21 protein-coding genes are annotated in these 25,834 nt (G+C 68.4%); 9 read left to right on the forward strand and 12 right to left on the reverse strand.

The window, feature by feature from the left end; genetic code table 11:
• The 7 genes from AC1DGW_RS03965 to rpsB form a co-directional block, all read right to left on the reverse strand.
• Positions 1-822 carry a phosphatidate cytidylyltransferase gene (locus AC1DGW_RS03965; protein WP_478019672.1) on the reverse strand — a complete coding sequence of 274 codons (822 nt, stop codon included), beginning with the start codon at positions 820-822 and terminating at the stop codon, positions 1-3.
• On the reverse strand, positions 819-1,568 hold the full coding sequence (gene uppS / locus AC1DGW_RS03970; RefSeq protein ID WP_478019674.1) for a polyprenyl diphosphate synthase: 750 nt from the start codon (positions 1,566-1,568) through the stop codon (positions 819-821). Before uppS ends, AC1DGW_RS03965 begins: the two co-directional genes overlap by 4 nt.
• A gap of 27 nt (positions 1,569-1,595) precedes the next feature.
• Positions 1,596-2,153, reverse strand: a complete 558-nt coding sequence (gene frr / locus AC1DGW_RS03975; RefSeq protein WP_478019676.1) for a ribosome recycling factor — start codon at positions 2,151-2,153, stop codon at positions 1,596-1,598.
• Positions 2,154-2,318: 165 nt separating this feature from the next.
• Entirely contained in the window at positions 2,319-3,047 is a 729-nt protein-coding gene (gene pyrH, locus AC1DGW_RS03980) for a UMP kinase (RefSeq protein WP_055764505.1), read from the reverse strand.
• A gap of 119 nt (positions 3,048-3,166) precedes the next feature.
• Entirely contained in the window at positions 3,167-4,672 is a 1,506-nt protein-coding gene (locus AC1DGW_RS03985) for an HDOD domain-containing protein (RefSeq protein ID WP_478019679.1), read from the reverse strand.
• 183 nt (positions 4,673-4,855) lie between these two features.
• Positions 4,856-5,737 carry a translation elongation factor Ts gene (tsf, locus tag AC1DGW_RS03990; protein ID WP_478019681.1) on the reverse strand — a complete coding sequence of 294 codons (882 nt, stop codon included), beginning with the start codon at positions 5,735-5,737 and terminating at the stop codon, positions 4,856-4,858.
• Positions 5,738-5,883: 146 nt separating this feature from the next.
• Positions 5,884-6,672 carry a 30S ribosomal protein S2 gene (gene rpsB, locus AC1DGW_RS03995; RefSeq protein WP_478019683.1) on the reverse strand — a complete coding sequence of 263 codons (789 nt, stop codon included), beginning with the start codon at positions 6,670-6,672 and terminating at the stop codon, positions 5,884-5,886.
• 351 nt (positions 6,673-7,023) lie between these two features.
• Here rpsB and map point away from each other — a divergent pair, with 351 nt between their 5' ends.
• The 8 genes from map to AC1DGW_RS04035 all read left to right on the forward strand — a co-directional run bounded on the left by map (position 7,024) and on the right by AC1DGW_RS04035 (position 18,726).
• Entirely contained in the window at positions 7,024-7,815 is a 792-nt protein-coding gene (gene map / locus AC1DGW_RS04000; RefSeq protein ID WP_478019685.1) for a type I methionyl aminopeptidase, read from the forward strand.
• Positions 7,812-10,460, forward strand: coding sequence for a [protein-PII] uridylyltransferase (locus AC1DGW_RS04005; protein WP_478019687.1), 2,649 nt, complete (start codon positions 7,812-7,814; stop codon positions 10,458-10,460). Before map ends, AC1DGW_RS04005 begins: the two co-directional genes overlap by 4 nt.
• The gene (gene dapD / locus AC1DGW_RS04010; protein ID WP_478019689.1) at positions 10,460-11,494 is read left to right on the forward strand and encodes a 2,3,4,5-tetrahydropyridine-2,6-dicarboxylate N-succinyltransferase; all 1,035 of its coding nucleotides are present in this window, start codon (positions 10,460-10,462) and stop codon (positions 11,492-11,494) included. Before AC1DGW_RS04005 ends, dapD begins: the two co-directional genes overlap by 1 nt.
• A gap of 126 nt (positions 11,495-11,620) precedes the next feature.
• Positions 11,621-11,977 carry an arsenate reductase gene (locus AC1DGW_RS04015; RefSeq protein WP_478019691.1) on the forward strand — a complete coding sequence of 119 codons (357 nt, stop codon included), beginning with the start codon at positions 11,621-11,623 and terminating at the stop codon, positions 11,975-11,977.
• 96 nt (positions 11,978-12,073) lie between these two features.
• Positions 12,074-13,201: a succinyl-diaminopimelate desuccinylase gene (gene dapE, locus AC1DGW_RS04020; protein WP_478019693.1), complete on the forward strand. Its 1,128-nt coding sequence runs from the start codon at positions 12,074-12,076 to the stop codon at positions 13,199-13,201.
• A 24-nt stretch (positions 13,202-13,225) separates the two neighbouring features.
• Positions 13,226-16,234, forward strand: coding sequence for a diguanylate cyclase (locus tag AC1DGW_RS04025; RefSeq protein ID WP_478019695.1), 3,009 nt, complete (start codon positions 13,226-13,228; stop codon positions 16,232-16,234).
• A gap of 229 nt (positions 16,235-16,463) precedes the next feature.
• Entirely contained in the window at positions 16,464-18,149 is a 1,686-nt protein-coding gene (asnB, locus tag AC1DGW_RS04030) for an asparagine synthase B (protein WP_478019697.1), read from the forward strand.
• Positions 18,150-18,300: 151 nt separating this feature from the next.
• Positions 18,301-18,726 (forward strand): RidA family protein, encoded by a 426-nt coding sequence (locus AC1DGW_RS04035; RefSeq protein ID WP_478019699.1) that lies wholly within the window; start codon positions 18,301-18,303, stop codon positions 18,724-18,726.
• 39 nt (positions 18,727-18,765) lie between these two features.
• On the opposite strand, the gene AC1DGW_RS04040 is transcribed toward AC1DGW_RS04035, so the two are convergent.
• Both AC1DGW_RS04040 and AC1DGW_RS04045 read right to left on the reverse strand, forming a co-directional pair.
• A complete protein-coding gene (locus tag AC1DGW_RS04040) occupies positions 18,766-21,114 on the reverse strand; it encodes a penicillin acylase family protein (RefSeq protein WP_478019701.1) in 2,349 nt (782 codons plus the stop codon).
• A 100-nt stretch (positions 21,115-21,214) separates the two neighbouring features.
• Positions 21,215-21,631, reverse strand: coding sequence for a hypothetical protein (locus AC1DGW_RS04045; RefSeq protein ID WP_478019703.1), 417 nt, complete (start codon positions 21,629-21,631; stop codon positions 21,215-21,217).
• A gap of 133 nt (positions 21,632-21,764) precedes the next feature.
• On the opposite strand from AC1DGW_RS04045, the gene bfr reads away from it, so the two are divergent.
• Positions 21,765-22,253 carry a bacterioferritin gene (bfr, locus tag AC1DGW_RS04050; RefSeq protein ID WP_478019705.1) on the forward strand — a complete coding sequence of 163 codons (489 nt, stop codon included), beginning with the start codon at positions 21,765-21,767 and terminating at the stop codon, positions 22,251-22,253.
• Between the two features lie 74 nt (positions 22,254-22,327).
• Here bfr and AC1DGW_RS04055 read toward each other — a convergent pair whose 3' ends face one another.
• From AC1DGW_RS04055 to parC, 3 genes are all read right to left on the reverse strand, one after another.
• Positions 22,328-22,987 (reverse strand): thiopurine S-methyltransferase, encoded by a 660-nt coding sequence (locus AC1DGW_RS04055; RefSeq protein ID WP_478019708.1) that lies wholly within the window; start codon positions 22,985-22,987, stop codon positions 22,328-22,330.
• Positions 22,988-22,998: 11 nt separating this feature from the next.
• Complete coding sequence (locus tag AC1DGW_RS04060) at positions 22,999-23,250, reverse strand: hypothetical protein (protein WP_478019710.1); 252 nt, start codon at positions 23,248-23,250, stop codon at positions 22,999-23,001.
• Positions 23,251-23,502: 252 nt separating this feature from the next.
• The gene (parC, locus tag AC1DGW_RS04065; protein ID WP_478019712.1) at positions 23,503-25,746 is read right to left on the reverse strand and encodes a DNA topoisomerase IV subunit A; all 2,244 of its coding nucleotides are present in this window, start codon (positions 25,744-25,746) and stop codon (positions 23,503-23,505) included.
• Positions 25,747-25,834: the final 88 nt, after the last annotated feature.

Consider the following 25,834-nt stretch of genomic DNA (forward strand, 5'->3'; position numbering starts at 1 on the left):
TCAGAAACCGAAGATTTCCTTGCCCAGCGCGAACACCGGCAGCGCGGCCAGCACGCCGTCGATGCGGTCGAGCACGCCGCCGTGGCCAGGGATCACGCTGCCCGAATCCTTGGCGCCGGCATGGCGCTTGAGCAGGCTTTCGAACAGGTCGCCGAGCACCGAGGCCAGCACCGCGACCGCGGCCACCAGCAGCAGCCAGCCGATATCCGCGGCCTGTACGCCCGCCAGCCAGCCGAAGCCGACGGCGACGGCCAGGCCCGCGACCAGCCCGCCCAGCAGACCTTCGATGGTCTTGTTGGGGCTTACGCGCGGCGCCAGCTTGTGCCTGCCGAAGGCGCGGCCGGCGAAATAGGCGCCGGAATCGGCGGCCCAGACGATGGCCAGCGCGGTCAGCAGCCAGCGGTTGCCGTGCGGCTCGCCGGCGTGGATCAGCACCAGCGCCGCCCAGGCCGGGACGATGGCCAGGGTGCCGGCGGCCAGCTTGAGCATGCGCGCGCTGCTTTCCTCGTGCGCGCCGAAATCGAAAAAGCGCAGCCACAGCAGCGCCAGCAGCCAGAAGCCGACACCAGCCAGCGATGCCAGCTGGAACAGCACCAGGCTGCCGGCCGATGCCCACACAAGCAGCACCATCAGCAGCAGGTTCAGCACCAGCAGCACGGTGCGCGGCAGGCCGTCCACGCCGGTGAGCCGGAACCATTCCCACAGGCCGGTCAGGAACACCAGCGCGGCGGCGGCGGCCAGCCACTGGGTGGGCAGCAGCAGGATCGCGCAGATGGCCACGGGGGCCATGATCAGGGCGGCGATGACACGGGTCTTGGTCATGGGGAAACGGTCTCCGTGGCCGCGGCGGCGACCTGTGCGCTGGTCAGTCCATAGCGGCGCTCGCGTTGCGTGTAGTCGTCCAGCGCCTGCTGCAGGAGGCCGGCATCGACATCCGGCCACAGCACGTCGGTGAACCACAGCTCGGTGTAGGCCAGCTGCCACAGCAGGAAATTGCTGATGCGGGTGTCGCCGCCGGTGCGGATGAAAAGATCCGGCGGCGGCAGGTCGGTCAGCGCGACATGCCGGCCGAGCAGGTGTTCATCGATCTGCTCGGGCAGCAGGGTGCCGGCGGCGACCTGCTCGGCGAGCAGGCGCGCGGCATGGGCGATGTCCTGGCGGCCGCCGTAGCTTGCGGCGATGCTCAGGGTCATGGCGCCGTTGCCGGCCGTGCGCTGCTCGGCCCGGTCCATGCGCTGGGCGATGCCGGCGGAGAAGCGCGAGCGTTCGCCGATGAAGCGCACGCGCACGCCGCGGCGGTCGAGTTCGTCCACCTCGCGGTCGAGCGCGCCCAGGAACAGCTTCATCAGCGCATCCACTTCCTCCTGCGGCCGTCCCCAGTTCTCGCTGGAAAAGGCGAACAGGGTGAGCGCGGCGATGCCGCGCTCCAGGCAGAAGTCGATGGTGCGGTTGACCGCGCGCGCGCCGGCGCGGTGGCCGATCATGCGCGGGCGCCGCCGCTGCTGCGCCCAGCGGCCGTTGCCATCCATGATGATGGCAACGTGCGCGGGCAGGCTTGGTGCTGGCATGCCGTCGGGCATGGTGGACGGCACCGGTCAGACCGCCATCAGTTCCTGTTCCTTGAGCTTGACCACTTCGTCGACGTCCTTGATCGCCTTGTCGGTCAGCTTCTGGATCTCGTCCTGCGCGCGACGGTCCTCGTCCTCGGTGATGGTCTTGTCCTTGAGCAGCCTGGCCACTTCCTGGTTGGCGTCGCGGCGGATGTTGCGGATGGCGACCTTGCTGTCCTCGCCTTCCTTGCCCACGGTCTTGGCCAGTTCCTTGCGACGCTCCTCGGTCAGCGGCGGCAGGTTCAGGCGGATCACCGTGCCCATGGTGGTGGGCGTGATGCCGATGTCGGAAGCGTAGATGGCCTTCTCCACTTCCTTGATCATGTTCTTGTCGAACAGGGTGATGACCAGCGAGCGGCCTTCGGACACGCTGATGCTGGCCACCTGGTTCAGCGGCGTGTCGGTGCCGTAGGCCTTGACCTTGATGCCGTCCAGCAGGGCCGGCGATGCGCGGCCGGTGCGGATGGTGGTGAGGGTGTGGCGCAGAGCGTCGAGGCTCTTGGCCATGCGCGCCTGCGCATCTTGCTTGATGTCGTTGATCATCGCCGGAATCCTGGATGTTTCTGGAACCGGCCGATTATAGGCGAACAGCCCTGCCGGCCGGACGGGAATCGTGGAGCGGGGCGCGCCGGCTTCCCTGCGCGCCCCGTGAGTCGTGCCGTGCCGGGCGTCCGCCGGTGGCACGGTCCTGCCTGGCCGGGCCTGTTGTCAGTGGGCGTCGCGGCCGTGGACCAGGGTGCCGATGTTCTCGCCGCGCAGGATCTTGAGCAGCTCGCCGGGCTGGCCCATGTCGAACACGCGCAGCGGCAGGTCGCTGTCGCGGGCCAGAGCGAAGGCGGCGGTATCCATGACCTCCAGGCCCTGGCTGATGACCTGGTCGTAGCTCAGGGTGTCGTAGCGCACTGCATCGGCGTGCTTGTTCGGGTCCTTGTCGTAGACGCCGTCGACCTTGGTGGCCTTGAGCAGCAGGTCGGCGCCGATCTCGATGGCGCGCAGCGCGGCGCCGGAGTCGGTGGTGAAGAACGGGCTGCCGACGCCGGCGGCGAAGATCACCAGCCGGCCCTTTTCCAGATGGCGGATGGCGCGGCGGCGGATGTAGTCCTCGCACACGTCGTTGATCTTGATCGCGCTCATCACGCGCGCCTTGGCGCCAAGCTTCTCCAGCGCGTCCTGCATGGCCAGCGCGTTGATGACCGTGGCCAGCATGCCCATCTGGTCGCCGGTGACCCGGTCCATGCCGCCGGCGGCCAGGCCGGCGCCGCGGAAGATGTTGCCGCCGCCGATGACCAGCGCCACCTCGGCGCCGGCCTGCTGCGCCTCGATGACCTCGCGCGCCAGGCGGTTGATGATCTTGGGGTCGATGCCATAGTCCTCGTCTCCCATCAGCGCCTCCCCGGAAAGTTTCAGAAGGATGCGTTGGTAGGCGAGCTGGGACATGGGCGACCTCGGTGGCTGGAAAACGCGGGAATTCTAACGGATCGAGGGCCTGCCGGGCAGCGCTTTTGTTGCGCTGCAATGACGGATTTCCACCCGCGTTCGCCCGTGTTCAGCCGTGTTCAGCCGGAAGCCGGCTGCGGCTCGGGGGCGCGGGCGATCACCCGGTTGCGGCCCAGGCTCTTGGAACGATAGAGCACATCGTCGGCGGCCTTGAGCAGATCCTGCACGTTGGCGAAGCGCTCGTAGTCGCCATGCGTGGCCACGCCGGCGGAAAAAGTGACGTGCAGCGGCGCGCCCTCGATCTCGGCCATCGGCGTGTGCGCGATGGTGTCCAGCACGCGTCGCACCACCTCCAGGGCGAGGTGCTCGTTGGTGTCGGGGAACAGCACCACGAATTCCTCGCCGCCGAAGCGGGCGACGGTATCGCTGTTGCGCAGCTGTTCCTGCAGGTGCGAGGCGAAGGACTGCAGCACCTGGTCGCCGGCCAGGTGGCCGTGGGCGTCGTTGATCTTCTTGAAGTCGTCCAGGTCGATGAAGGCGATGGACAGCGGCCGGTTCATGTGCGCGGCGCGCGCGAACTCCTGCTCCAGCACCGTTTCCAGGTGTCTGCGGTTGAGTACGCCGGTGAGGGCGTCAAGGTGTGCCTGTTCGGCCAGGCGCCGGGCCATCAGTTCGAAGTCGTCGGCGCGCCGACGGGTGGTCGCGGCGTCCTGCAGTTCGCGCAGGTTGCGCAGTTCCTTCAGTTCGTTGGCGTGGTCGAGCAGGAAGCGCAGGCGCGCCGAACTGGGCACCGGCACGTCGAGCAGGGCGCACAGTTCCGGCAGCATCTGGCTGACACGCTGCAGCACCAGCTCGAAGCCCTGGCTGTCCATGCCCAGTTCCTGGTAGGCCTGCTGCAGGGCATGGCTGCGGGCGGCGTCGGCATCGGGTGCCAGCCAGATCTCGGCCACGCAGCCGGACAGGGCGACGCAGCGCTGGAACAGGTCCCCCGGCGCGGCCGGCGGCTCGCTGCGGGCGATCGCTTCCACCAGGTAGCGGGGCAGGTGCCATTGCTCGCACAGCTGGGCGCCGGCCTCTGCATGGCTGCAGCCGAGGATGGCGCGCTCGTGGGCGAGCAGTTCCTCGTTGCAGGTGGCGCTGTCGAACAGCGCCGGGTAGATGTCCGGGCTGGCCTGCATCAGTGCCAGCGCACCGATGTCCTGCAGCAGGCCGGCGAGCATCAGTTCCTCGACGCGCCGCACCCCGCAGCCCAGGCCGAGGAAGCGTGCGGCCAGGGCGCAGAGCACGCTGCGGCGCCAGATGCGCTCCAGCAGGCGCGGGTCCTGGCCTTCCTTGTCCAGCGCATGCGCCAGCGAAAAACCGAGCGCCAGCTGCAGGGTCGCATTGAGGCCGAGCATGGTCAGCGCCTGCCCGAGGTTTTCGATCCGGCGCCGGCTGGCGTACAGCGGGGAATTGGCGATGCGCAGCATGCGCGCGCTCAGGGCCATGTCCATCGCGATGGCGTCGGCCGCGGTGGCGATGTCGGTCTCCGGATCCTGCGCCAGTTCGATGATGCGGATGGCGATGCCGGGCGGCGAGGGCAGGTTGCGGCAGAGCGACAGCGCTGCGTTGAGCTCGGGGGACATGTCGGGGGAGGTGTTCAGCAGGCCATCAAGGATACGGACGGGGTGGGCGCCGGGGTGTTTGCGTCACAGTATCGGGCAAAGGGACTTGAAGTCCACAGGAAAAACGGGATCGGCATCCGGATGCCGGATAAAAAAGAAGCCGCGGAGTCCGCGGCTTCTTCTGGGCTCCTGATCAGGGCCGTGTCAGACCTGCATCGCCTTGGCGACTTCGGCGGCGTAATCCTCGACCACCTTCTCGATGCCTTCGCCGACCACCAGGCGCTGGAAGCCGACGACATCGCCACCGGCGGCCTTCACGGCCTGCTCGACGGTCTTGTCGCCGTCCAGCACGTAGTTCTGGCCGTACAGGGTCACTTCGCTGATGATCTTGTTGATCTTGCCGCTGATGATCTTTTCCAGGATCTCGGCCGGCTTGGCCTTGTCCTTCTCGCTCATCTTGGCCAGCTCGATTTCCTTTTCCTTGGCGACGAACTCGGCCGGCACGTCGGCGGCCTTGTTGTGCGGCGGATTCATCGCGGCCACGTGCATGGCCAGGCCGTTGGCCAGCTCGGCGTTGCCACCGGCCAGGTCGACCAGCACGCCGATCTTGCCGTTGGTGTGCACGTAGGCGCCGACGGTGTTGCTGCCTTCAACCTTGGCCAAGCGGCGGATCTGGATGTTTTCGCCCAGCTTCTGGATGGCGGCGGCGCGGGTTTCCTCGACGGTTTCGCCGGAGGCCAGCTTGGCCGACTTCAGGGCTTCCACGTCGGCGGCGCCCGAGGCCAGGGCGGCCGCGGCGACGGCGTCGACGAACGCCTTGAAGTTGACGTCGTTGGCGACGAAATCGGTTTCCGAGTTCACTTCGACCAGCACGGCCTTGCCACCGTTCACGGCGACGCCGATGCGGCCTTCGGCGGTGACGCGGTCGGCCTTCTTGTCGGCCTTGGCGGCGCCGGACTTGCGCAGGGCTTCGGCAGCGGCGTCGATGTCGCCGTTGTTCTCGGCCAGCGCCTTCTTGCATTCCATCATGCCGGCGCCGGTGCGCTCGCGCAGTTCCTTGACCAGGGATGCGGTGATTTCAGCCATGGTTAAAACCTCTGAGAATTTGGGGTGGATGTGTAGGAGCGGCGTAAGCCGCGAACGGGCTTCACGGGAAAGCCGCATCGCGGCTTACGCCGCCCCTACCGGGGGAAGCAGCCGCGCGATGGTCGCGCGGCTGCATTGCGCCACGATTACTCGGCGGCTTCGGCCTTCTTGGCGCGCGGCTTGCGGGCCGGCTTGGCTTCGCCCTCGGCGCCTTCGGCGAACTCTTCCTCGCGCACCGAGGCGGCGTTCGGGGCGGAGGCCTTGCCTTCCAGCACGGCGTCGGCGGCGGCGCGGGCGTACAGCTGCACGGCGCGGATGGCGTCGTCGTTGCCCGGGATGGCGTAGTCCACCAGTTCCGGGTTGTAGTTGGTGTCGACCACGGCGATCACCGGGATGCCGAGCTTCTTGGCTTCCTTGATGGCGATGTCTTCATGGCCGATGTCGATCACGAAGATCGCGTCCGGCAGGCGGTTCATGTCCTTGATGCCGCCCAGCGAGGCTTCCAGCTTGTCGCGCTCGCGGCGCAGGCCCAGCACTTCGTGCTTGACCAGCTTGTCGAAGGTGCCGTCGGTTTCGCCGGCTTCCAGTTCCTTCAGGCGGGCGACCGACTGCTTGACGGTGCGGAAGTTGGTCAGGGTGCCGCCCAGCCAGCGCTGGTTCATGAACGGCATGCCGCAGCGCTCGGCCTCTTCCTTGATGGCGTCGCGCGCGCTGCGCTTGGTGCCCAGGAACAGGATGGTGCCGCGCTTCTGGGCAACGGACGAGATGAAGTTCATCGCATCGTTGAACAGCGGGACGGTCTTTTCCAGGTTGATGATGTGGATCTTGCCGCGGGCGCCGAAGATGTACGGAGCCATCTTGGGGTTCCAGTAACGGGTCTGGTGGCCGAAGTGGACGCCGGCTTCCAGCATCTGGCGCATGGTGATCTGGGACATTGCAGAACTCCTGAACAGGGAACCGGCGATTCCGCCCGCGGGAAAGTGTGCGGGACGCGTGGAAGCGCGAAAGGTTCCGGGGTTGGGCTTCCCTGCTGCCTCCGTGACCGACGACATGCGTACTGGAGCCTTGGCTCCAGCTGGCACGCGCACCCCGGCACGGATGGGGGCAGCAGGTGTGGATTCACCGGTGACGCCCGGTGTGGGCGGTCCGGAGCGGCGCAGGGCCGGCAACGGAGCCGCGGAATTATAGGGCGCGCGGGGCCGCCGCGCAAACCGCCAGCCCGGCCGGCGCGCGCGGGCCGGGGGGCGGGTCGTTCAGGCAGGCGCCAATGGGTGATAATGGCGGCCATGAGCGTGAACCTGAAAACCCCCGAAGAAATCGCCAAGATGCGCATCGCCGGCCGCCTGGCGGCCGAAGTGCTGGACATGATCGGCGCACACGTCAAGCCCGGCGTCACCACCGAGGAGCTGGACCGCATCTGCCACGACCACATCGTCAACGTGCAGGGCGCGATCCCGGCCAACGTCGGCTACCGCGGCTTTCCCAAGACCCTGTGCACCTCGGTCAACAACGTGATCTGCCATGGCATTCCCAGCGAGGCCAAGGTGCTGAAGGACGGCGATATCGTCAATATCGACGTGACCGTCATCAAGGATGGCTGGCACGGCGACACCAGCCGCATGTACTACGTCGGCACGCCGTCGGTGATGGCCCGGCGCCTGGTGGACACGACGAAGGAAGCCATGTGGCGCGGCATCCGCGCGGTCAGGCCGGGCGCCACGCTGGGCGACATCGGCAATGCGATCCAGGAATACGCCGAGTCCGAGCGCTTCAGCGTGGTGCGCGAGTACTGCGGCCACGGCATCGGCAAGGTCTACCACGACGAGCCGCAGGTGCTGCATTACGGCCGGCCCGGCCAGGGGCTGGTGCTCAAGCCGGGCATGACCTTCACCATCGAGCCGATGATCAACGAGGGCACCCGCTATACCAAGGTGCTGCCGGACGGCTGGACCGTGGTCACCAAGGACCGCAAGCTCTCGGCGCAGTGGGAGCACATGGTGGCGGTGACCGAGGACGGCGTTGAAGTGCTGACGCTGTCGCCGGCCGAGACCGGACACGCGCCATCCGGGGCGGCATGAGTCAACTGCCGGCGGATCTGGTCCAGCACGTACCGGACGCGCCGGCCGATCCCGCGGGCGATGCGCAGTGGGCTGCCGCGGCGCGGCAGTCGCTGGCCCACGCCGATGCGCGGTTGTGCCGTCGCTTCGAGCAGGGCGACAACATCGAGCGGCTGCTGGCGCTGCGCGCGCGCTGCGTCGACCACCTGCTCCAGCAGGCCTGGCGGCGTTGCCTGCCGGCCGACGGCGGGCTGTCGCTGTTCGCGGTCGGCGGCTACGGGCGCGGCGAACTGTTCCCGCGTTCGGACATCGACCTGCTGGTGCTGGGCGAGCCGGAGGTGCAGCAGGCGGACGAGGCCGCGCTGGCGCGCCTGTTCGCGCTGCTGTGGGACGCGGGGTTGCCGGCCAGCCACGCCGTGCGTTCGGCCGCGCAATGCGCGCAGGCCGCAGCCGACCAGACCGTGCTCACCGCACTGATCGAAGCGCGGCCGCTTTGCGTCGAACCTGGCGCGCAGCAGGCGCTGGCGCGCGCGGTGTCGCCGACCCTGATCTGGCCGGCGCGCGACTATTTCCTCGCCAAGCGCGAGGAACTGCTGTTGCGCCACCAGCGTTTCGGCGACACCGCCGACAACCTCGAACCGGACATCAAGGACGGCCCCGGCGGCCTGCGCGACCTCAACACCCTGGGCTGGATGGCGCTGCGCGCGTTCGGCGTGAGCGACATCGACGCGCTGGTCGGGCTCGGGCACCTGGGCCTGGACGAGGCTGCCGCGCTCAAGCGCGAGCGCGCGGTGCTGGCGCGGCTGCGCTTCGGCCTGCACCTGGTCGCGCAGCGCGCCGAGGAGCGTCTGCGTTTCGATCACCAGAAGGCGCTGGCCGAGCGCATGGGATTCGCCGACGACGCCGGCAATCTCGGCGTGGAAAAGATGATGCAGGGCTTCTACCGCAGCGCGGCGGTGATCCGGCGCATCAGCGACCGCCTGCTGCAGCGTTTCGAGGAACAGTTCGACGGCGAAGCGGTACCCGAGCCGGCCGGCGACGGTTTTTCGCTGCGCCGAGGCTACCTGTCGGCCGACGACCCGTTGTGGCCGCATGGCGACATCGCGCGCATCTTCGCCCTGTTCGCCTGCTGGGCGCGCACGCCGCAGGTACGCGGGCTGCATTCGCTGACCGCGCGCGGCCTGGCCGAGATGCTGGACGAGATTCCCGCATACACGCAGGTGGGCGAGGCGGTGCGCGGGCAGTTCATCGCCCTGCTGCGCGGCCCGCGCGCGGTGGATACGCTGGCGCGCATGGCGCGGCTGGGCGTGCTCGGGCAATGGATACCGGCCTTCGCGCAGGTGTCCGGGCGCATGCAGTTCGACCTGTTCCACGTCTACACCGTGGACCAGCACACGCTGATGGTGCTGCGGAACATCGGCGTGTTCGCCGCCGGCCGCGCCGACGAGCGCTTCTCCATCGCCCACGAGGTCTGGCCGCGGCTGCGCAAGCCGGAACTGCTGCTGCTGGCCGGGCTGTTCCATGACATCGCCAAGGGCCGCAACGGCGACCATTCCGAACTCGGCGCGGTGGACGCGCGCGCGTTCTGCGCCGCGCATGGCCTGAGCGCCACCGACACCGACCTGGTGGCGTGGCTGGTGGAACAGCATCTGCGCATGTCGGTCACCGCGCAGAAGCAGGACATCACCGATCCGGAGGTCATCCACCGCTTCGCCGGACTGGTCGGCAGCCGCGAGCGGCTGGACTACCTGTATCTGCTGACCTGCGCCGACATCGCCGGCACCAGCCCCAAGCTGTGGAACGCATGGAAGGACCGGCTGTTGGCCGACCTGTATTTCGCCGCGCGCCGAGCCCTGCGCGAAGGGCTGGAGCCGCCGTTGCCCGAAGCCGAGCGGGTGCAGGAGGCGCGCGCCAGTGTGCGCGGGCTGATGCGCGCGCTGGGCCATGCCGACGCGGCGATCGAGCGCCAGTTCGGCGCGATGCCGGACGAGAGTTTCATGCGTTTCCGCCCCGAGCAACTGGTGTGGCAGGCCACCTCGCTGATGGAGGTGGCGCGCGGCGGCACCCTGGTCAAGGCGCGGCGGATCGCGCCGGAGAGCGACGCGCTGGAAGTGTTCGTGCACTCGCCCGACCGCGACGGCCTGTTCGCCGCGATCGTGATGACGCTGGACCGCGCCGGCTACAGCATCCATCGCGCGCGCGTGCTCGACGGGCCGGAGGACACCATCTTCGATACTTTCGAGGTGACGCCGGCGGGCAGCTTTGCCGATGGCGACACCGCGCGCCTGGAACTGCAACTGCGCAAGGCGCTGGCCGGCAACATCCAGATCCTGCGGCCGGCGCGGCGGGTGATCCCGCGCCAGCTCAAGCACTTCCGTTTCGCGCCGCGCATCGAGTTCATCGAGAACGCCGAGCACGGCCGCACGGTGCTGAACCTGGTGGCGCCCGACCGCCCCGGCCTGCTGGCCGATGTCGCGCACGTGCTGCGCGACCAGCGGCTGCGGGTGCAGGACGCGCGCATCGCCACCTTCGGCGAGCGCGCCGAGGACCAGTTCCAGCTCACCGACCGCCACGACCAACCGCTTACCGAAACCTCCCGGCAGGCACTGCGCGATGCATTGCTGGCCTGCCTGGAACCCGATAGAACGCCAGGAGACCCCCGCTGATGGCCACCAGGAAGACTGCCGCCAAGAAGGCTGCACCGAAGAAGACCGCCCCGGCTGCCAGGCCGGCCGCCAGCAAGGCCGCGCCAGTGAAGAAGGCGACTAAGGCCGTGGCCAGGAAGGCGCCTGCCGCCAAGCCAAAGGCCGCGCCGAAGGCGATCGAATCGATCGGTCCGCGCAGCCTGCGCAAGCCGCCGGCGCCGGGCGTGGCGGAGATGAAGTTCGGCATCGAAAGCGCGTTCGAACGCCGCGCGATGCTGACCATGGACGAGATCGAGGGCTACACCCGGCCGCTGGTCAACCGCGTCATCGACGGCCTGGAGTCGGGCGAATTCCGCGTCGCCGAGCCGGACGGCAATGGCGGCTGGAAGGTCAACGAGTGGTTGAAGAAGGCGGTGCTGCTGTACTTCCGCGTCAACGACATGAGCGTGATGGACGGCCGCCCGGCGCCGTTCTGGGACAAGGTCGAGTCGCGCTTCGCCGGCTACGGCGAGGCGGAGTTCCGCGCCGCCGGCGTGCGCGTGGTGCCCGGCGCCATCGCCCGCCGCGGCTCGCACTTCGGCAAGGACGTGGTGCTGATGCCGAGCTTCACCAACATAGGTGCGCACGTGGGCGAGGGCACCATGGTCGATACCTGGGCCACGGTTGGTTCCTGCGCGCAGATCGGCAAGCATTGCCACCTGTCCGGCGGTGCCGGCATCGGTGGCGTGCTGGAGCCGCTGCAGGCCAGCCCGACCATCATCGAGGACCACTGCTTCATCGGCGCGCGTTCGGAAGTGGTGGAGGGCGTGGTCGTTGGCCACCACAGCGTGATCGGCATGGGCGTGTTCCTCAGCCAGAGCACGCGCATCTACAACCGCGCCACCGGCGAGATCAGCTACGGCTACATTCCGCCCTACAGCGTGGTGGTGTCCGGCTCGCTGCCGAGCAGGGACGGCACCCACTCGCTGTACTGCGCGGTGATCGTCAAGCAGGTCGATGCACGTACCCGCAGCAAGACCAGCGTCAACGACCTGCTGCGCGGATTGGCGGATTGAAGCAGGGAGCGAGTGGGGAGGAACGAGGAACGCGTAGAGGCCACGGCCCGCACTTTCCCGCTTCTCCCTGCCTTCCCTCGTTCCCCGCTTCTCTCCACTCGTTCCTGGCTCCAAGGATTCCATGACATGACGACCCTGTATGGCCTGAAAAACTGCGACACCTGCAAGAAGGCCTGCAAGTGGCTGGATCGCTTCGGCGTCGCTTACACCTTCGTCGATTACCGCGACCACAAGCCCAGCCCGGAAATGCTGGTCGAATGGGCAGGCAAGGCCGGTGGCTTCGAAGCGCTGATCAACAAGTCCTCGACTACATGGCGGCAGTTGCCGGACAACCGCAAGGCGGCCGCGTCGGACGCCGAATGGAAACTACTGCTGCGCGAGCACCCGCAGCTGATCAAGCGCCCGTTGGTCGTCACCAAAGACGGCGCGATGACACAGGGATTTTCCGACAACGGCTTCAAGCAGCGCTTCGGCGTCGCGTGACGGCACACATGTAGGCGCGCACTTCAGTGCGCGATGAGGCTTTCCCGGTGAAGTCCCATCGCGCACTGAAGTGCGCTCCTACGGGAGACATGTCGAATGAACGATGTGCTTGAACTGACTTGCGAGCTGATCGCGCGTCCTTCGGTAACGCCCGAGGATGCCGGCTGCCAGCAGTTGATCGCCGACCGCCTGCAGGCCGCCGGTTTCGCCTGCGAACACCTGCGCCTGGGCGAGGTCGACAACCTGTGGGCCACGCATGGCAGCGGCGCGCCGGTGCTGGTGCTGCTTGGCCATACCGACGTGGTACCCAGCGGCCCGGCCGATGCCTGGGCCAGCGATCCGTTCCGGCCGGAGATGCGCGACGGCGTGCTGTACGGCCGTGGCGCGGCCGACATGAAGGGCAGCGTGGCCGCGTTCGTGGTGGCCGCCGGGCAGTTCGTCGCCGCCCATCCCGACCACCCCGGCACGCTGGCGGTGCTGTTGACCAGCGACGAGGAGGGCGATGCCATCGATGGCGTGCGCCATGTCGCGCGGCTGTTCCGCGAGCGCGGGCAACGCATCGACTGGTGCATCACCGGCGAACCCTCGTCCACCGCCAAACTCGGCGACCTGCTGCGCGTGGGCCGTCGCGGCAGCCTGTCTGCAAAGCTGCGGGTCAAGGGCGTGCAGGGCCATGTCGCCTACCCGGAGAAGGCGCGCAACCCGATCCACCTGGCCGCGCCGGCGCTGGCCGAACTGGCCGCGCGGCACTGGGACGATGGCTACGAGAGTTTCCCGCCGACCAGTCTGCAGATATCCAACATCGAAGCCGGCACCGGCGCGAGCAACGTCATCCCCGGCGACCTGCGGGTGATGTTCAACCTGCGCTACAACCCGCACTGGAATGCCGATCGCCTGGAGGCGGAGATCGCCGCATTGCTGGACCGCCATGCGCTCGACCATGAACTGCACTGGCACCGCAGCGGCGAACCCTTCTACACGCCGGAAGGCCGCCTGCGCAGCGTTGCCCGCGAGGTGCTGGCCGGGTTCGCCGGCGCCGCGCCGGAGGAAAGCACCGGCGGCGGCACCTCCGATGCCCGCTTCATCGCGCCGCTGGGGGCGCAGTGCATCGAAGTGGGGCCGGTGAACGCCAGCATCCACCAGGTGGACGAGCACGTGAGGCTGGACGATCTGCGGGCTTTGCCTGATCTTTACCGGCAACTGATCACCAGACTGCTGGCCTGAACCATGCCCGCCCGGATTGCCACGATGCTTCGCGCTGCAACCGGGACGAGGACGAAACGGGCGTTCTGGCCACGCGCGCTGGCCGCCTGCGGACTGTGGCTGGCGCTGCAGGTGGCGCAGGCGGCGGCCGCGATGCACGGCCTGCCCCTGATGCGGCATTTCGGTGTCGGCGACCTGCCGGCCGCGCCGTTCTATTCGGACATCGCGGTCGATGCCCAGGGCACGCTCTATGCAGGCAGCAGCGAAGGCGTGATGGTGTTCCGCAGCGGCCTGTGGGAGTTGTTCGAGCTGCCGAACCGGGCGTCGGTCTATACGTTGCTGGCTGCTGCCGATGGCCGGCTCTATGTCGGCGGTGCCGGCACGCTGGGCGAACTGCGCCGCGAAGCCGATGGCAGCCTGCGCTTCGTCGACCTGCAGCTGCGGTTCACCCGCGACGATGGCGCGCCGCTGCCGCCCTCGGATTTCTACGGGCTGCTGGAAACCGCGCGCGGCGTGGTGGCGAACAATGGCCGCCGGTTGTACCTGCTGCGGCACGATGGCGACGCATCGTGGCGCGACCTGCCGGCAGGCGCTGGGCAGATGCTGTTCGCTGCCGGTGGCGAGCTGTATGTCCAGGTCGCCGGTACCGGCCTGTGCCGCATCGACGATACCGGCCTGGTGCCGCTGCCGGGTGCGCGTGCGCTCGAACCGCTGCGTCTTTCCGGCCTGTGGGCCCGGGATGGCGGGCTGCTGTATGCGGCCAGCGATGGCTTCCATTTCGGTGATGCCGAAGGTGTGCGCAAGCTGGCCAGCGACGCGGATGCCGCTTTCGCGGCCCATGTGCCCTACAGCGGCATCCGCCTGCCCGATGGCGGCTTCGTTTTCGGCAGTTATGACGGCACGCTGATGCATTTCTCGCCGGAGCTGCGCCTGCTCGACAGTTTCCAGCTCACCCGCGGCAGCCTGGATGGCTTCGGCCTGGACCGCAACGGCGGCCTGTGGGTGGTGGGCAAGGCCGGGCTGACCCGCCTGCGCCTGCCTTCGCCGTGGACCGTGTTCGATCAGCGGCACGGGCTGACGGACCGGATTTACGACAGCGCCTGGCACGACGGCGGCCTGTGGGTGGCGGCGATGGGCCTGTGGCGCGCCGGGCCGGGGGTGGCCGGTAGCGTGCCGCATTTCAAGCCGCAGCCGGGGTTGAGCACGCAGCTGGAAGTATTCGCTTTGCGCGGAACCGATGCCGGCCTGCTGATCGGCGACCGGCTTGGCCTGGCGGTGCTCGACCCGGGGGCGGAGCAGCCGCGGCGGCTGTATGGCCCGCGCATGGGCGACGGCGTTCATGCCCTGCTGCCGTCGGCGTTCGACGCCACGCGTGCGCTGGCGGTGGGCGGCCATGAAGGGCTCTGGCTGGCGCTGCGCGACGGACGTTGGCAGGTGGCCGCGCGCTGGCCATCGGACCTCGGTGGCTTCACTGGCCTCGATGGCCTCGTCGAGACCGCGCCGGGCGAGGTATGGGCGGGCGATACGCGCGGTGGCGCACACCGCTGGCGCTTCGATCCGGGCTCCGGGGAACTGCATGAGCAGCGCCGTTTCGGCGCCGCTGAAGGGTTGTCCATGGAGGGGGGGCAGGCGACCCATCTGCTGCGCATCGACGATGTCCTGTACGCGGTCGCCGGCCAGGATGTGCGCAGGCTGGAGGGAGAGCGCTTCATGCCGGCCAGCTTGCCGGCGCTGGCGGGATTGCAGCGGCCATGGGAACTGGAGGCGACCAGCACCGCGATCGGCAGCTTCGCCTGGACCACCCGCCAGCTGTGGTGGCGGCGCCCCGGCGAAAAGACCTTCCGCCTGCAGCAGGTCAGCAGCAGCCGGGTGCCGGGATACGCGGCGGTGTCGCTGCAGGGCGATGGCCGCCTGCGGCTGACCGCCTGGGACAGCCTGCTGCAGTTCGATCCGGACATCGCGCAGGCCGCCCCCGCGCCGCTGCACGCGCGCCTGGACCAGGTCCGCCTGCTGCAGGCGGACCACCCGCCCGCGCTGCTGCCCTTGCAGCCCGGGGCGATGCAGGCGTTGCCGCCGGGGTCCGGATTGGCATTGAGTTTTGGAATCGCGGCGATGGAACCGGAGGTCGAGTTCCGCTATCGCATGTCCGGCTACAGCGAGGCGTGGTCGGAGTGGAGCACGAACCGCGATCTGGGCTATCGGCGCCTGCCCCCGGGCGATTACCGCTTCGAACTGCAGGCGCGCACCCGCGATGGCAGGCAGGCCGATCCCCTGGTCTATCCGTTGCGGGTGGCGCCGTTCTGGTACGAACGCGGCGTGGTGCGGGCACTGTTCGGGCTGCTCGGCGTGGCGCTGGTTGCGCTCGCAGTGCATGCGCGTTACCGCAGCATCCGCGCGCGCAACCGCGAACTGGAGCGGCGCATCGCCGAACGCACCGGTGAACTGGAAGCAGCCAACCGCCAGCTCACCGAACTGGCGGTCGTCGATGGCCTGACCGGCATCGCCAACCGCCATGCGATGGAACGGGCGCTGCAGCGCGGATGGCAACGCTGCGGCGAGCGCGGAGAACCGCTGGCGGTGGTGATGGCCGACGTGGATCACTTCAAGCAGTTCAACGACAACCATGGCCACCAGGCCGGCGACATGCAGCTGCGACGGGTGGCCGGCGTGCTGGCCGCCGAGGTGTCCGGCGTCGATGAACTGGCCGCGCGCTACGGCGGCGAGGAGTTCGTTCTGATCCTGCCCGGGATCGACCGCGGGGCGGCGAAGCTGCGCGCCGAGCATGTGCGGCGGCAGGCCGAAGCGGCCATGGCCGCGGCCGGTCTGCCGGGCAGCATCAGTCTCGGCGTGGCGGTGACCGTACCGGCCGCCGATGGCGATCCGGCGCTGCTGGTTCGCTGCGCCGACCAGGCGCTGTACCGGGCCAAGCACGGCGGCCGCAACCGGGTCGAGTGCGCCGGCGGGGACGATTTCGCCTTGCTCGCACAGGGCGGGCTGATTGCTGCTGAAACTGTTGCGCGGCCCCCGGAACCCACGTTATCGTCGGCCCCATGAACCGCAACGCCTGCGCCAACGTGAACGTTTCGAACAATCGCAATAATGCGATTGCGAACAATCGCGCGCGGCCGATGCGGGTCTGCGACTGAGCCACAAGCACCATACGCCCAGTGACCAGAAAACCCGCATCGGCCGATGCGGGTTTTTTGTTTCCCGCATCCACGATCCAGGCCATCGAAGTCGCTGCTTCCGACGTTCGACCCCACGAAACCCAGGAGCTTTCCCCATGTGTTCCATCTTCGGCATCTTTGGCCTGCAACCCGGCGACGACCTGCAGGCCCTGCGCCGCCAGGCGCTCGAGCAATCGCAACGCCAGCGTCATCGCGGCCCCGACTGGAGCGGCGTATACGTGGACGAGCGCGCCATCCTCGTGCATGAGCGCCTGGCCATCGTCGATCCGGCCGGTGGTTCGCAGCCGCTGCTGTCCGAGGACGGTGCGCTGGCGCTGGCGGTCAACGGCGAGATCTACAACCACCGCGAACTGAAGCAGGAACTCGCGCAGCCCTACGCCTTCCAGACCGGCTCGGACTGCGAAGTGATCAACGCGCTGTACCGCGAGGACTCGCCGGCCTCGTTCCTCAACCGCCTCAACGGCATCTTCGCCTTCGCGCTGTGGGACAAGGCGAAGGGGCGCGCGATCATCGCCCGCGACCCGATCGGCGTGGTGCCGCTGTACTGGGGCCACGACAAGCAGGGCCGCCTGTGCGTGGCCTCGGAAATGAAGTCGCTGGCCGACACCTGCGCCGACGTGGCGCAGTTTCCGCCAGGGCACTGGTACGACAGCGCCACCGGCGAACTGGCGAAGTACTACGAGCGGCCATGGCGCGACTACGACGCGGTGCAGGGCGTGGAGGTGTCGAAGCAGGAGCTGCGCGAAGCCTTCGAGGCCGCCGTGCACCGCCAGCTGATGACCGACGTGCCCTATGGCGTGCTGCTTTCCGGCGGCCTGGATTCCTCGCTGGTGGCGGCGGTGGCCGCGCGTTACGCACGCCACCGCATCGAGGACGGCGACAAGAGCGAGGCATGGTGGCCGCGCCTGCACAGCTTCGCCATCGGCCTTGCCGGTTCGCCCGACCTGGCCGCGGCGAAGATCGCCGCCGACATGCTCGGCACCGTGCACCATGGCTTCGAATACACCTTCGAGGAAGGCCTGGACGCGCTGCCGGAAGTGATCCGCCACGTCGAGACCTACGACGTCACCACCATCCGCGCGTCCACGCCGATGTTCCTGCTGGCGCGCCGGATCAAGGCGATGGGCGTGAAGATGGTGCTGTCCGGCGAGGGCAGCGACGAGATCTTCGGCGGCTACCTGTATTTCCACAAGGCGCCGAACGCGCGCGAGTTCCACGAGGAGCTGGTGCGCAAGCTCGACGCGCTCAACAACTACGACTGCCTGCGCGCCAACAAGTCGATGATGGCCTGGGGCGTGGAGCCGCGCGTGCCGTTCCTGGACCGGGCCTTCCTCGACGTGGCGATGCGCATGGATGCCAGCCACAAGATGGTGGACAAGGCCAGCGGCCGCATCGAGAAGGCGGTGCTGCGCGAGGCGTTCGAGGGCTATCTGCCGAAGGAGGTCCTGTGGCGGCAGAAGGAGCAGTTCAGCGACGGCGTCGGCTACGGATGGATCGACGGGCTGAAGGCGCACGCCGAGGCGCAGGTGAGCGACCGCGTGCTGGCCGCCGCCGACAAGAGTTTCCCGTACAACCCGCCGCAGACCAAGGAGGCGTATTACTACCGCCACCTGTTCGAGCAGTTCTTCCCGAGCCGGGCGGCATCGGAGACGGTGCCGGGCGGCAAGTCCATCGCCTGTTCCTCGCCGGCGGCGATCGCCTGGGACGCCAGCTTCGCGGCCATGGCCGACCCGTCGGGCCGCGCGGTGGCCGGCGTGCACGAGCAGGCGCTGGCGGGTTGAACGGACCGGCGTGGTGATCTGTCCGCCGCGTGGTCTTCGACCGTCGCCTGATGCTCTTCTGAACAGCTGTACCTCGTCGAGCCGGCAACGGCGGCCTCCTGCGGAGACCGCCGTTGCCGCTCCTCTCTCCATTCGATCAAAGGGACTTCCGATGCGTGCGTGTTCGTTGCTGGTATCCGGTCTGTTGTGCAGTTCGCTTGCCCATGCCGCGGAGACGCCGCTGGAGCGCCACCAACTGGGCAGCTGGGAGGCCGATATCGGTTACACCGGCGTGGTGCGCGATGGCGACACCCTGCATGTTTCCGGCGTGCCCTGCCGGGGAAAGGACATGCAGGCCGCCGTACAGGCGTGCTACGGCGAGCTGACGAAGATCCTGCAGCGGTTCGGCGCAGACAGCAGCCAGGTGGTGAAGGAGACCGCGTACACCACCGACATGGATGCGCTGGTCAAGGCCATTCCCGAGCGCAAGGCGTTCTTCGCCGATGGCAGGTACCCCGCCGCGAGCTGGGTGCAGGTCAGCCGCCTGTTCAACGCCGAGGACATGCTCGAAGTCGAGTGGACGGTGCGGTTGAAGTAGCACTGTCCACCGGGTGGGCGCCGCAATGCGCCCGTTGCTTCAGCGTGGGCGCAGGACCAGGGTGTGCTCGGTGGCGCCGGGCAGGAACGGTGTCGGCCGGCCCTGCACCCAGTCGTCGTGGCCGGCGCCCCAGAATGGCGACAGCGGATGCCCGCTCTGGCCGCCGGGCATGTGCACGATGCCGTCCGCTTCGTGGCCGGGGGAGACCACCATGCGCTCGGACGCGCCGAAGTTGGGCGTCTGCACGCGCGGCATGTTGCCGTCGCCCGGCAGCGGTTGCGCCGGCATGCACAGCCAGCGCTTGAACAGGGCAGGCAGCGCACGCGAGACCGGATGGCAGATGGCGGCGGYATTGCGTTCGCCCCAGGTGCGCGCGGCGAGGTCGCTGCCCTGTGCGGCGAGATCGGTTTCCAGCTGCCGCGCGCTGTGTGCGAGCAGCTCGTCCCAGCTCCTGAACGGCGGTGGCAGCAGGTTCGGCGGGCGCTGTTCCAGCATCGGCCAGACCACGCCTTCCAGCTGCGGCAGGCGCGGGGCGAGGTAGGCCTCGCCAAGCCGCTGCCGCGCGGGCGCGAGCAGGCCGGCTTCCAGCGTGTCCAGGGTGATGCCGCGGAAACCGCGGGCGATACGGTAACTGGCCGAATCGACGGCGGCGTGGCCTTCCCAATGGCGGCTGGCTGCTTCCAGCCGTCGCAGTGCCGGGTCGTCGCTGTGCTCGACGGTGGCGCGCAGCAGTTTCCACCAGCGCTCCATCAGCACCGCGCGGTCGTCCAGCTGGATGGCGAGCAGGTCGCGCTCGTCGAAGCGTTCGCGGGCGAACAGGCCGTCGCGGATCTGCCGCGCACGCGCGCCCAGGTCGTAGCCGCTGTCGCCGGCCTCGGCCAGTGCGGCGCCATCGAGCACGCGGGTATTGGCGGTCCACAGGCGGTGGTCGGGCGGATCGACCAGCGACGGGGCCTGGTCCGTGCGGACCGGCCAGGGCGGGCAGTGCGTCGCGCCGGCGTCGATGATGCCGTTGGTCCTGCAGGCGGGGTCCCGCTGCGGACGCGCGCCGATCAGGCGCCAGGCGATGCGGCCCCGGCTGTCGGCCAGCAGCAGGTTCTGCGCCGGGATGCCGGAGCGGTCGGCCACCGCCAGCGCGGCGTCCAGATCGGCGGCGCGTGCCATGTCGGCGAAGTCCAGCCGTATCGCGCCCGGCAACTGCGCGGCCCAGCGCAGCGCCAGCAGGCTGCCGTCGGCGTTGTCGTGCAGTACCGGCCCCCAGTCGCTTTCGCGCACGACCAGGGTTTCGGCCGGTGCGCCCGCCACGGCGATGGTTTCCCGGTATTCGCGCAGCGGCGCGCCAGCGGGCAGGCGCGCGAAATCGGCGGTGTCGATGTAGCTGTTGGTGAAGCCCCAGGCCACATGGGTATTGCTGCCGACGACGACCACCGGCAGTCCCGGCAGGCTGAAGCCGGTGACGTCGACCTTGCCGCCCGATGCGGCCGGATCGGGGTGGCGCAGGCGCACGCGGAACCAGATGTTGGGCGCGCGCAGCGCCAGGTGCATGTCGTCGGCCAGGATCGCACGGCCATCGCGGGTGAGTGCGCCGGCGACGGCGAAGTTGTTGCTGCCCGGCGAGGAATCGGCTGCCCGTGAAGCGGAAGCCGTTCCGTCGGGAGCGGTCGATCCCGTCCCCAGCGTGCGCAGGTCGAGCGTGGCGGCATCGGGCAGGGAGGCATCGCCGCGCGCGACGCCGGACAGCGGCGCGTCCCAACTGCTGCCGTCGTGCGCGATCAAGGCGTACAACGCGGGTGGCACCACTTCGCGGATGCGGGCCAAGGCGAGCTCACGGCTGTTGCCGGGATCCTGCAGGTCGGCGTACATCGCCAGCCCGGTCAGCACCGAGTCGTCCAGGCTCCATGGACGCGGCTGCTGGCGCAGCAGCAGGTAGGGCCAGGGGCGCACCGGCAGCGCGGCCAGCCCCGCGTTGACGCCATCGCGGTAGGCCTCGAGCACCGCGCGCTTGTCGCCCAGTGCGAGATCGAGATCGGCATGCACGCGTGCGCGCAGGCGGTGGACGCGCATGCGCCGGTCCAGCGGCAGCGCACCGGCGCCGAACAGTTCGGACAGCTCGCCGGCGGCCGAACGCCGCATCAGGTCCATCTCGAAGTAGCGTTCCTGCGCATGCACGTAGCCCAGGGCACGGGCCATGTCGCGTTCGTCGGCGGCATCCACCGTCACCATGCCGTTGCCGTCGCGCTGTACCTGGACGGGGGCGGTCAGACCCGGCAAGGCGGGTTGGCCGTCCAGTTCCGGCAGGCTGCCGCGCAGCAGCAGCCATGCGGTACCCAATGCGAGCAGCAGCAACACCAGTAGCAATCCAGACAAACGCAGGAGCCAACGCGGCATGGGTTTTCCCGGCTTTGGGTTTGCGGTGGATTGTAGATGGCATGAAGCGGATGGATTCATGCCATGTATCTGGCCATATGACGATGCCAGCGGATGGTGTCTATTCGGGTGGGGTATTGGCCCTGTAGCAGGATCTGATGACGACAACCGGAAGCAGGGCAATGGCAGGGGGCAATGAGCAGGTGACAAATACCCAGGCAGCTTGAGCAACCGAACTGGCTGCTCCCAAGTGCCATATGACCGATTGGGCCACGACGCCACATGTGGGGCCAAGGATGGCGCAACAGGCAAGGCGGACCATCGCAGACTTGAAGTGTGGTGTTCCCGGCAACGTGAAAGAGAACGGGAGCAACAGCAGCAGCCAGGCAGCAATCAGTGGATCAGGAAAGGCGCCGACCCAGTCAGGCAGATGGACCACCTTGGAGAACATGAGCAGGTCGGGCCAGGCCAGGACGACTCCTGCTGCAAGCAGGATCGAGAGTGAATACCAGAACCCGGTTGGTGGGAGTTTCTTCATGGTGGGAAATTCCTGAGCCGGGCAGAGAGCTGGCTGGCAGCCGATCGGAGCGCAACTGAAACTGATTCCGATTAGATCATCGCCGCGCCGGATCGGGCATCCTGTGCCGACACGAACATCAGGAGCACCCCCCATGCAGGGCCACCCGGAAGTCATCGAATGCCTGAAGGAACTGCTGCGCGGCGAGCTGGCCGCGCGCGACCAGTACTTCATCCATTCCCGCCGTTACGAGGACCAGGGCCTGCATGCGCTGTACGAGCGCATCGGCCATGAGATGGAAGAGGAAACCGAGCATGCCGACGCGCTGCTGCGGCGCATCCTGTTCCTCGGCGGCGACCCGGACATGCGCCCGCATGGCTTCGCCCCCGGCAAGACGGTGGTCGAGATGCTGGAGAAGGACCTGCAGACCGAGTACCAGGTGCGCGCCAACCTGGCCGCCGGCGTCAAGCTGTGCGAGTCGCTGGGCGACTACGTCAGCCGCGACATCCTGATCGCGCAGCTGCGCGATACCGAGGAAGACCATGCCTGGTGGCTGGAGCAGCAGTTGGGCCTGATCAGGCGCATCGGCCTGGAGCTGTACCAGACCAGCAAGATCGACGCGAAGGGCTCGCCGGCGCATTGAGCGGCATCAACCCGCAGCGATGAACAAAGAAGGCCGGGGATTCCCGGCCTTCTTTGTTCGTGCATGGCGGCGTGTCAGTTGCCGGCGCGCTGCATGCGGTAGACCGTGGTGGACAACGCGCTCACGCCTTCGGCGCGGAAACCGGGTTCCTGCGCGAGGATGTCGCGGCGCTCGGCCAGTTCCACCCGCCATGATGGCGCGAACGATTCCACTTCCGCCTGTTGCACCGAAAATGGCGGCCCGGCCTTCTCCATCTGCGGGTATTCGAGGGTGATGACCAGTGCGCGGCAGCCGGCCGGCAACCGCGCGTACACGGTGTCGCGGTAGCGCTGGCGCAGTTCCGGCGGCAGCGCGATCAGCGCGGCGCGGTCGTAGATGCCGGCGATGCCGGCCAGGGTGTCATCGTCGAGGGTGAAGGCGTCGCCGCGGATGATCTCGATCGGTCCGGCGCTGTAGTGCTCGCCCAGCGGGCTCATGCGGCGCTCGGGCTGCAGGCCGGCCTCGACGAAGAACTGCTCCACCGCCAGCGGCGAGATCTCGACGCCGAGCACGCGGTAGCCCTGTGCGGCCAGCCAGTGCATGTCCAGGCTCTTGCCGCACAGCGGCACCAGCACCCGGCTGCCGGGCGCGACCTGCAGTGCGGGCCAGTGCTTTTCCAGCAGCGGCATCACTTCGCCGCGATGGAAGCCGATCTGTCCCTGTTGCCAGCGTTGCAGCCAGAAATCGGGTTGCATGGTCCTCCTCCTCAGCGGGTTTTCCGCCAGCCGTTCTCCGGCGTGATCCGCTCAAGCGCTTCATTGCCTGCATAGAAGCGGATCAGGCCACAATCGCGGCAGACGATGCTGCGCATCTTGGCGCTGGCGAAGATGCCGCCGGCGCCGGGCAGCAGGTCGGGGCCGTAGCCGCCGCGGGCGCTGATGCCGCCATGGGTGTACAGATTGTCGCCGTGGCATTCGGGGCAGATGGTCTGCGGGGAGGCGTCTTCAGGGGATGTCATGGCGATTCCTTTTGAAGCGGGTTTCCAGCCATTGCCACGGCCGGCGCACAGTATGGATCGACATACCGCGCGACGTCGAAGGGAGCTGGGAAGGCCGCGCCACGCATGCGCATGGCGACGACAGTTCCGGCCGCGCCGCCGCGCGCCAGTGGAGTGGGTTACTGGACATCGAGGCCTTCCACCTTCTGCCGCGCCACGCATGCACATGGCGACGGCAATGTTTAACGCGCCGCCGCGCGCCAGTGAACCGGCTTACTGGACGTCGAGGCCTTCCACCTTCTGCCACCCCCTCGGCAGCAGATGCCCGCGGCTGGCCCGCGCTCCCATATACGCATCCAGTTCCTTGAACGACAGGTTCATGGTGCGCTGGCCGCTGCGGACCTGCAGGGTGGCGCCGGGCGATACCGCGACCACCGCGACCACCCGCTCGGTGGCGAGTTTGGCCTTGGGGATCTCGATGATCTTGTTGCCCTTGCCCTTGTCCAGCTCGGGCAGTTCGGTGGCGGGAATGGCGAGCATGTTGCCGGCGCTGGTGACCGCGACGATGCGGTCGGTCTGCGGGTTGGCGACCACTGTCGGCTGCAGCACCGCCGCGCCGGTCGATAGATTGAGCATGGCCTTGCCGGCCTTGTTGCGGCCGGTGAGGTTCTCGAAGCGGGTGACGAAGCCGTAGCCGTGCGAGGAGGCAAGCACGAAGCGGGTGTCGTTGTCGCCGCTGGCCAGGGTGACGAAGCTGCTGCCGGCGGCCGGCGAGAAGCGTCCGGTCAACGGCTCGCCGTTGCCGCGCGCCGAGGGCAGGGTATGCGTGGGCGTGGAATAGGCGCGTCCTTCGTTGTCGAGGAAGGCCACCTGCTGGGTGCTGCGCCCGCGCACCGCCGCCAGCAGGCTGTCGCCCTCGCGGTAGGACAGGCCGCCGGCATCGACGTCGTGGCCCTTGGCCGCGCGCACCCAGCCCTTCTCCGACAGCACCACGGTGACCGGTTCGCTGGCGACCAGTTCGGTCTCGTCGATGGCCTGGGCAGCGCCGCGCTGCACCAGCGGCGAGCGGCGCTCGTCGCCGAACTTCTTGGCATCGGCCAGCAGTTCGTCCTTGACCAGCTTCTTCAGCTTCGCCGCGCTGCCCAGGATGGACAGGATCTTCTCGCGTTCGGCGGCCAGCTCGTCCTGCTCGCCGCGGATCTTCATTTCCTCCAGGCGGGCCAGTTGCTTGAGCTTGGTTTCGAGGATGTACTCGGCTTGGTCCTCGGACAGGCCGAAGCGGGCGATCAGCGCCGCCTTCGGTTCATCCTCGGTGCGGATGATGCGGATCACCTCGTCCAGGTTGAGGAAGGCCACCAGCAGGCCTTCCAACAGGTGCAGGCGGCGCTCGACCTTCTGCAGGCGGTGGTTGAGGCGGCGGGTGACGGTGTCCTGGCGGAAGCGCAGCCACTCGCCCAGCAGCTGCCGCAGGTTCTTGACCTGCGGACGGCCGTCCAGGCCGATGACATTGAGGTTGACCCGGTAGCTCTTCTCCAGGTCGGTGGTGGCGAACAGGTGGCCCATCAGCTGCTCGGCGTCGACGCGGCTGGAGCGCGGGATCAGCACCACGCGCACCGGGTTGGCGTGGTCGGACTCGTCGCGGATGTCCTCCAGCCACGGCAGCTTCTTGGCACGCATCTGCTGGGCGATCTGCTCGATCACCTTGGACGGCGAGACCTGGTGCGGCAGCGCGGTGATGACGATGTTGCTGTTTTCTTTCTGGAAGGTGGCGCGGGCGCGCACGCTGCCGTTGCCGGTCTCGTAAAGCTGCCTCAGGTCGCTGGCCGGGGTGATGATCTCGGCGGTAGTGGGATAGTCCGGGCCCTTCACGTGCTCGCACAGGTCGGCGACGGTCGCATCCGGGTCGTCGATCAGCCGCACCAGCGCGCTGACGATTTCGTTGAGGTTGTGTGGCGGCACGTCGGTCGCCATGCCGACGGCGATGCCGGTGGTGCCGTTGAGCAGCAGGTGTGGCAGCCGCGCCGGCAGCCAGCTTGGCTCCTCGAGCGTGCCGTCGAAATTGGGGGACCAGTCGGTGGTGCCCTGGCCCAGTTCGCCCAGCAGCACCTCGGCGATCGGGGTCAGCTTGGATTCGGTGTAGCGCATGGCCGCGAACGACTTGGGATCGTCGCTGGAGCCGAAGTTGCCCTGGCCGTCGATCAGCGGGTAGCGGTAGGAGAAGGGCTGGGCCATCAGCACCAGCGCCTCGTAGCAGGCGCTGTCGCCGTGCGGGTGGTATTTGCCGATGACATCGCCGACGGTGCGCGCGGACTTCTTCGGCTTGGACGCGGCGTTCAGGCCCAGCTCGCTCATCGAATAGATGATGCGGCGCTGCACCGGCTTCAGGCCGTCGCCGATGAAGGGCAGGGCGCGGTCCAGCACCACGTACATGGAATAGTCGAGATAGGCGCGCTCGGCATACTCGCGCAGCGGCTGCTGCTCGAAACCGTGGAAGGCGGGGCGTACAAGTTCGGTCATGCGGGGCTGTTACCTGTGGCTGGGGGGCGGCGACGGCCGTCGCCCCCGCGAGCCGGTGATTATCCGGATGCGGTCGGGGATGCCAAGC

The organism is Stenotrophomonas sp. 05N423 (genome assembly GCF_056397145.1).